This is a genomic window from Streptococcus mitis, assembly GCF_001579035.1.
Taxonomy (GTDB): Bacteria; Bacillota; Bacilli; order Lactobacillales; family Streptococcaceae; genus Streptococcus; species Streptococcus mitis_J.
In genome coordinates, this window is sequence record NZ_KQ970287.1 from 242,007 (window position 1) to 246,956 (window position 4,950).

Sequence of the window (4,950 nt, forward strand, 5' to 3'; positions counted from 1 at the left end):
GGGGGTAGCAACAGATGAAGATTGATAAATATTCTGCCATTTTAGGAAATACAGTTGGTTTTCATGATATGTCGACATTGACGGACCACCGTCCAGTAGCAAGTTTGCCATTTGGTGGGAAATATCGTTTGATTGACTTCCCGCTTTCTAGTCTTGCTAATGCAGGTGTTCGTAGTGTCTTTGGTATTTTCCAGCAGGATAATATCAGCTCAGTCTTTGACCATATTCGTTCAGGACGCGAGTGGGGCTTATCAACTCTTCTTAGCCATTACTATCTAGGGATTTACAATACCCGTGTAGAAAGTAGCACAGTTGGAAAAGAATACTACCAGCAGCTTCTTACTTATTTGAAACGTTCTGGGTCAAACCAAACAGTTTCACTCAACTGTGATGTTTTGATTAACATTGATTTGAACCAAGTTTTCCACCTACATAGTACAACAAAAGGGCCTATCACTGTAGTTTATAAAAAACTAGCTAAGAAAGATATTTCAGAAGTAAATGCAATCTTAGAAGTGGATGAAACAGACCATGTTCGTTCTCACAAACTCTTTGATAGCAAGTCAACAGCTGAAACGTTCAATATGTCTACAGATATCTTTGTCGTTGATACACCGTGGTTGATTGAACGCTTGGAAGAAGAAGCTAAAAAAGAACATCCAGAGAAGTTGCGTTATGTTTTACGGGATTTGGCTGCAAAAGAGGGAGCTTTTGCCTACGAGTATACAGGCTACCTAGCCAACATTCATTCTGTAGAGTCGTATTATCAAGCGAATATCGATATGCTTGAATCGCAAAAATTCTATTCTCTTTTCTCACCAAACCAAAAGATTTATACAAAGGTCAAAAACGAAGAGCCAACTTACTATGCTAATACATCTAAGGTAAGCACCTCTCAGTTTGCGTCTGGTAGTATCATTGAAGGTCAAGTGGCAAATTCTGTTCTATCACGTAATATTCATGTACATAAGGATAGCTTGGTTAAAGATAGCCTGCTCTTCCCTCGTGTTGTGATTGGAGAAGGAGCTCAGGTCGAATATGCTATCTTGGACAAGGGTGTTGAAGTTGAGCCTGGTGTTGTGATTCGAGGAACTGCAGAACATCCAGTTGTCGTTAAGAAAGGTAGCAAAGTAACAGAGGATATTCATTCATGAAAATTTTATTTGTAGCAGCTGAGGGTGCGCCCTTTTCAAAAACAGGTGGTTTGGGAGACGTCATTGGCGCTCTTCCTAAATCACTGGTAAAAGCGGGACATGAAGTTGCAGTAATTTTACCCTACTATGACATGGTAGAGGCTAAATTTGGAAATCAGATTGAAGATGTTCTTCATTTTGAGGTGAGTGTTGGTTGGCGTAGACAGTACTGTGGGATTAAGAAAACCGTCTTAAACGGTGTAACCTTCTACTTTATTGACAGCCAATATTATTTCTTCCGTGGTCATGTTTACGGTGATTTTGATGACGGAGAACGCTTTGCCTTTTTCCAATTGGCTGCCATTGAGGCTATGGAAAGAATTGACTTTATTCCTGACCTTCTCCATGTTCATGATTACCATACAGCTATGATTCCTTTCTTGTTAAAGGAAAAATACCGTTGGATTCAAGCCTATCAAGGAATAAAAACTGTTTTAACCATTCATAATTTGGAATTCCAAGGACAATTTTCAGAAGGAATGTTATGGGATTTGTTTGGAGTTGGCTTTGAACGTTACGCTGATGGAACCCTTCGCTGGAATAACTGTTTAAACTGGATGAAGGCAGGTATTCTCTATGCGGATCGTGTTTCAACCGTTTCACCTAGCTATGCTCATGAAATTATGACCAGTCAGTTCGGATGTAACTTAGATCAGATCCTTAGAATGGAGTCTGGCAAGGTGTCTGGTATCGTGAATGGGATTGATGCTGATCTTTATAATCCTCAGACGGATATCCTTTTGGACTATCATTTTAGTCAGGAAGATTTATCTGGGAAAGCCCAAAACAAGGCAAAATTACAAGAGAGAGTTGGCTTGCCAGTTAGAGCTGACGTTCCACTGGTGGGAATTGTTTCTCGTTTGACACGTCAAAAAGGTTTTGATGTGGTGGTAGAAAGTCTTCACCATATCTTGCAAAATGATGTTCAGATTGTTCTTTTGGGAACTGGCGATCCAGCCTTTGAAGGAGCTTTCTCATGGTTTGCTCAGATTTACCCAGACAAGCTATCAGCAAATATCACTTTTGATGTCAAACTAGCTCAAGAAATCTATGCTGCTTGTGACCTCTTCCTCATGCCAAGTCGTTTTGAACCATGCGGCTTGTCTCAAATGATGGCGATGCGTTACGGAACCTTGCCATTGGTTCATGAAGTTGGTGGCTTGCGAGATACCGTTCGCGCTTTCAATCCAATCGAAGGAAGCGGTACTGGCTTTAGCTTTGACAATCTATCTCCTTATTGGTTAAATTGGACTTTCCAAACAGCGTTGGACTTGCATAGAAACCATCCTGACATTTGGAAAAAACTACAAAAACAAGCTATGGAATGTGATTTTTCATGGGATACAGCCTGCAAGTCATACCTTGACTTGTACCATAGTTTAGTTAATTAATAGATAAAATCGTATGATGATTTCATACGATTTTTGGGCTATTTAGAGAGGAGAACTGATGTCTCAAGTAAAAGGCTTGTGTGTTATGGATGTTGATGGAACCTTAATCCTAGAAGAAGTAATTGATCTTTTGGGAAGAGAGGCAGGCTGTGAGGAGGAAATTTCGAAGATTACAAGTAAGGCAATGCGAGGGGAGTTGGACTTTGAAAGCAGTTTAAGAAAAAGAGTGTCCTTCTTGGAAGGTCTTCCTATTTCGGCTTTTGATAAAGTCTTCAACTCTATTCATTTATCGCAAAATGCCCAGGAATTCATTTCCATTCTCCAAAAGAATGGTATCCTAGTTGGTCTGGTGTCAGGTGGTTTTACGCAAATAGTTGAGAGATTAGCAAAATCCCTTGGTATTTCCTATTTCTCTGCAAACCAACTTGAAGTCAAAGACGGTCTTTTAACTGGAAAATTAGTTGGACAAATTATCAGTCCTGAGGTTAAAAAAGAGACTTTGGAACAATGGAGAAAGGAACTAAAACTTTCTAAAGATAGAACGGTTGCAATCGGTGATGGAGCCAATGACCTATTAATGTTGAAATCGGCAGGAATAGGAATCGCCTTTTGTGCCAAAGAAGTGATCAAAAAAGAAATACCGAATCATGTTGACAAGAGGGATTTTTTAGAAGTTCTTCCTTTTATTGACTATTTAGAATGAGGGAAAAATATGAAGATTGTTATTGCACCGGATTCGTTTAAGGAAAGCTTGACAGCTCAACAGGTAGCTGAAGCAATAGAAAGAGGCTTCCAACAATCGATAGCAGATGTAGAATGTCTCCTCTGTCCTGTTGGTGATGGTGGGGAAGGTACTGTAGATGCTATTCGACGTTCTCTTGACCTAGAAGAAAAATGGTTCCAAGTGACAGGGCCTTTTGGACAAAAAGAAGCCATGCGCTATTTTCAAAAAGAACAACTAGCCCTATTCGAAGTTGCTGATTTGGTTGGCCTTAGAAAGATTCCGCTAGAGAAACGAAACCCACTTCAAATCCAAACTTGTGGTATTGGAGAGTTGATTCGCCACCTCATCGATCAAGGGATTAAAGAAATCTATATCGGTGTTGGTGGTACGGCCAGTAATGACGGAGGAATTGGGATCGCTGCTGGTTTAGGTTATCAATTTTATGATAGGGATGGAAATGTCTTGCCTGCTTTCGGTCAATCCTTATTGGACTTAGCTTCTGTTTCAACAAAAAATCGCTATGAAATTCCTGAAGATGTTCACATTCGTATTTTAGCAGATGTCGTGAGTCCCTTATGTGGTCCTCAAGGTGCGACCTACATTTTTGGCAAGCAAAAAGGCCTAAATCCTACTATGTTTGCAGTCGTAGATCAAGCAATCCAAGACTTTTATGAAAAAGTCTCACCTGCAACATTGCAAATTAAAGGAGCAGGAGCTGGTGGAGGCCTTGCTGGCGGTTTGTGTGCCTTTGCTCAGGCAAATATCGTGTCGGGAATTGATACCTGCTTGGACCTAATCAACTTTGATAAGAAAGTTTCAGATGCTGACTTGGTCATTATTGGAGAAGGAAGGCTAGATCGTCAAAGTTTAGCAGGTAAAGCGCCTATTGGTGTAGCAAAAAGAACCCCTGTCGGAGTTCCTGTCATTGCTATTTGTGGTAGTCTTGCTGAAGATTTACCTTCCCTACCATTTGAAAATATCCAAGCCACCTTTTCAATTTTGGAGAAATGTGAACCTCTAGAAGATAGTTTGAAAAATGCCAGTCTCTATTTGGAGCACACGGCTGCCAATATAGGGCATTTATTAAATATGCGCAAGATTTAGCCAAACCATTTCTTCCATAAGGAGGTCTTGGCTGGTTCTTCCTTTTTAACTTCCCAAAGTTTTGCAAAAGCAAGTCGAAGGTCCTTTTCTTCTACTTGTACTGGTGCATTGCTATGGATAATCAGGCCAAAAGGAGAAGAAGTATGCTCTTCAGATACGATGGTAGCTTGACTATCAGTTTCTTTAGCTTCTTTTAAGTAGAAAACTTGCTTGTCAAATTCGATATTTGGTGAAATCTTTACAAATAGTGGCTCTGCTTTTTCCTGAAGATTTTCTAAAATAGATAAAAAACCTTTTTCTAACTGCGGGCTATTTGCTGTGTCAATATCTGCATATCCAAGAACTCTTTCCTCAAAAGTACCAAGATAGCGTCTTTGCTCATCCGGATTTAATTTTGGCCCACCATGAGCTTTTTCAAGTAATTGTTTTGATAAATCTGTCATGAAAACAGTATATCATAAAAGTTAGAATAAAACAGACAAAAGAAAGCGATTACTTTATAAAGTTAAGGAAAATTTGCACAAAGATAACGTTTTTT

5 protein-coding genes are annotated in these 4,950 nt (G+C 39.6%); 4 read left to right on the top strand and 1 reads right to left on the bottom strand.

The annotated features are described in order from the left end of the window. Positions 1-14: 14 nt before the first annotated feature. Genes glgD through SMIDD26_RS05605 form a run of 4 tightly spaced genes read left to right on the top strand, consistent with a single transcriptional unit; the run spans position 15 to position 4,412 of the window. Entirely contained in the window at positions 15-1,154 is a 1,140-nt protein-coding gene (gene glgD / locus SMIDD26_RS05590; protein WP_061439419.1) for a glucose-1-phosphate adenylyltransferase subunit GlgD, read from the top strand. Next, positions 1,151-2,584 (top strand): glycogen synthase GlgA, encoded by a 1,434-nt coding sequence (gene glgA / locus SMIDD26_RS05595; RefSeq protein WP_061439420.1) that lies wholly within the window; start codon positions 1,151-1,153, stop codon positions 2,582-2,584. Before glgD ends, glgA begins: the two co-directional genes overlap by 4 nt. Before the next feature lie 58 nt (positions 2,585-2,642). Next, positions 2,643-3,287, top strand: coding sequence for a phosphoserine phosphatase SerB (serB, locus tag SMIDD26_RS05600; RefSeq protein ID WP_061439422.1), 645 nt, complete (start codon positions 2,643-2,645; stop codon positions 3,285-3,287). Between the two features lie 9 nt (positions 3,288-3,296). Beyond that, positions 3,297-4,412, top strand: coding sequence for a glycerate kinase (locus tag SMIDD26_RS05605; protein ID WP_061439424.1), 1,116 nt, complete (start codon positions 3,297-3,299; stop codon positions 4,410-4,412). Here SMIDD26_RS05605 and SMIDD26_RS05610 read toward each other — a convergent pair. Then, positions 4,409-4,855, bottom strand: coding sequence for a YueI family protein (locus SMIDD26_RS05610; RefSeq protein ID WP_061439426.1), 447 nt, complete (start codon positions 4,853-4,855; stop codon positions 4,409-4,411). The two genes, SMIDD26_RS05605 and SMIDD26_RS05610, sit on opposite strands and share 4 nt — an antisense overlap. Between the last annotated feature and the right edge of the window lie 95 nt (positions 4,856-4,950).

Excerpts from the sequence above, each read along its gene's own strand:
- glgD (WP_061439419.1), top strand. The coding sequence starts at position 15 with ATGAAGATTGATAAATATTCTGCCATTTTAGGAAATACAGTTGGTTTT.
- glgA (WP_061439420.1), top strand. The coding sequence starts at position 1,151 with ATGAAAATTTTATTTGTAGCAGCTGAGGGTGCGCCCTTTTCAAAAACA.
- serB (WP_061439422.1), top strand. The coding sequence starts at position 2,643 with ATGTCTCAAGTAAAAGGCTTGTGTGTTATGGATGTTGATGGAACCTTA.
- SMIDD26_RS05605 (WP_061439424.1), top strand. The coding sequence starts at position 3,297 with ATGAAGATTGTTATTGCACCGGATTCGTTTAAGGAAAGCTTGACAGCT.
- SMIDD26_RS05610 (WP_061439426.1), bottom strand. The coding sequence starts at position 4,855 with ATGACAGATTTATCAAAACAATTACTTGAAAAAGCTCATGGTGGGCCA.